Source organism: Streptococcus mitis (assembly GCF_003942795.1).
GTDB classification, from domain to species: Bacteria; Bacillota; Bacilli; order Lactobacillales; family Streptococcaceae; genus Streptococcus; species Streptococcus mitis_BJ.
Genome location: NZ_RJNY01000050.1, coordinates 1 through 1,761 on the forward strand (window position 1 = coordinate 1; position 1,761 = coordinate 1,761).

3 protein-coding genes and 1 pseudogene are annotated in these 1,761 nt (G+C 32.7%); all 4 read left to right on the forward strand.

The window, feature by feature from the left end; genetic code table 11:
- Positions 1–113 precede the first annotated feature (113 nt).
- The gene (locus D8847_RS10430) at positions 114–539 is read left to right on the forward strand and encodes a hypothetical protein (protein ID WP_125841486.1); all 426 of its coding nucleotides are present in this window, start codon (positions 114–116) and stop codon (positions 537–539) included.
- The gene (locus D8847_RS10435) at positions 536–910 is read left to right on the forward strand and encodes a hypothetical protein (RefSeq protein ID WP_260467786.1); all 375 of its coding nucleotides are present in this window, start codon (positions 536–538) and stop codon (positions 908–910) included. Before D8847_RS10430 ends, D8847_RS10435 begins: the two co-directional genes overlap by 4 nt.
- Positions 911–933: 23 nt before the next feature.
- The gene (locus tag D8847_RS10440) at positions 934–1,371 is read left to right on the forward strand and encodes a hypothetical protein (protein ID WP_125841487.1); all 438 of its coding nucleotides are present in this window, start codon (positions 934–936) and stop codon (positions 1,369–1,371) included.
- Positions 1,371–1,761 (forward strand): annotated as a pseudogene (locus D8847_RS10445) (hypothetical protein); the annotation flags it as partial. The gene D8847_RS10440 and the pseudogene D8847_RS10445, both read left to right, overlap by 1 nt.

Here is a 1,761-nt window from a genome sequence, read left to right on the forward strand (position 1 = left end):
TTAAAGTATTGTATAATAAGAAAAAGGAGAAAAACTTAAATGAACAATTCCAGCAATAAAAAAAGATATAAAAGTTAAAGTATTGTATAATAAGAAAAAGGAGAAAAACTTAAATGAACAATTCCAGCAATAAAAAAAGATATAAAAGACTATTAATCGTTTTACTACTCGCAACCATCACAGCAGGAGGTGTTTTTATGTTTTCTATGTTAGGGAAATCCCAAGAAGAGCGTCGGAATAGAGAGTATGAAGTTAGTTTGGTGAATGCTTTAAAGAATTCCTACCAAGGGATTGAGGAGATTAAAATTTCCAATCCAGAGTACACAAGCCCTCCTGGTTCGTGGTCTTGTGATGTCGAAATTAAATTTAAAGATGAAAGAACTCTTTCATATGGAATTAATCATCATTTAAACTATAAAACCAATTATGGTGGACGTCAAGAAACAAACGAAGATTGGCAGTATTTAGAAAATCATAAAGGGCAAACTTTAAATTCAGTGAAAATTACTTATTCTGATAGTGAGCAAGGAGAACTATGATGTATTTCCAATATACTGATGAACACTTGAATAATTTAAACCAAGATTATGCTGTTTATAGTGTGAACGAAGAGTTTTCAAGTAGAAAAAAGACAAAACAGGTTGTAGAAAAGTCTAATATTGATCCTAAAAACGAAACCAATACAATAACCACCTCCGATGGTCAAGAATTCCGTGTTGTTGCAACTAAGTCTGACCTAGTAACGGGGTTTGATGGGCTGGCAGTTACACCTATTGTGAACGGTAAACCAGATTATAAAAATGTAGCTGTGATTGCTGCAGGAACGGATCCAGAGAGCCCTACTAAGATTGACAGATGTAAAACACCTTTTTCTTATTATAGTGTAATATATTCTAATCTTATAGTATAATAAGAAAAAGGAGAAAAGCCCAAATGAATAATTCTAGCATTAAAAAAAGTAATAAATGGATAATAATCATTTTATCAATCTCAATTATTACAGTAGGAGGTATATTTATGTTTAGCATGTTAGGGAAATCCCAAGAAGAGCGTCGAAATAGAGAGTATGAAGTGAGTCTTGTTAATGTTTTAAAAAATACTTACCAAGGGATTGAGGAAGTGCATATAACCGACCCTTCATATGCATCAATTCCGTCAGATGCTTGGGGAGCAAAAGTTAAAATAATTTTCTCCGACAACAAGCAACTAAGTTATATAATCGCATTTAATAAACAAAATAACGAAATAAGAAGTAGAGATTTTCAAAATAGTTCTCGAAAAGATGATAATCAATATTTAACAAGCCATCATGGAATTACAGAAACCAATGTAAAAGTGATTTATTCAAATGGTGAAACAGGAGAACAGTAATGGTATTTAATTATACTGATAAACAACTTAATGAATTGAATCACGGAAAGAATGTATACAGTGTCAATGATGAATATGCAAATCGTGATGAAAATCAAACATATACTATTGTCAACAAAGAAGACAATAATCTATTGGAAAATGAAAAAAATATGATTACCACCTCCGATGGTCAAGAATTCCGCGTCGTTGCAACTAAGTCTCACAAAGGAACAGGTTTTGATGGTTTGGCGGTAGCTCCTATAGTCAACGGTAAACCGGATTATAAAAGTATAGCTGTGATTGCTGCAGGAACGGATCCAGAGAATCCTACTAAGATTGATGTTTCCACTGCCATTATTGAAAGAGATACATCCTTATCTCCTCAATATTTGGTAGCAGACCGATTTG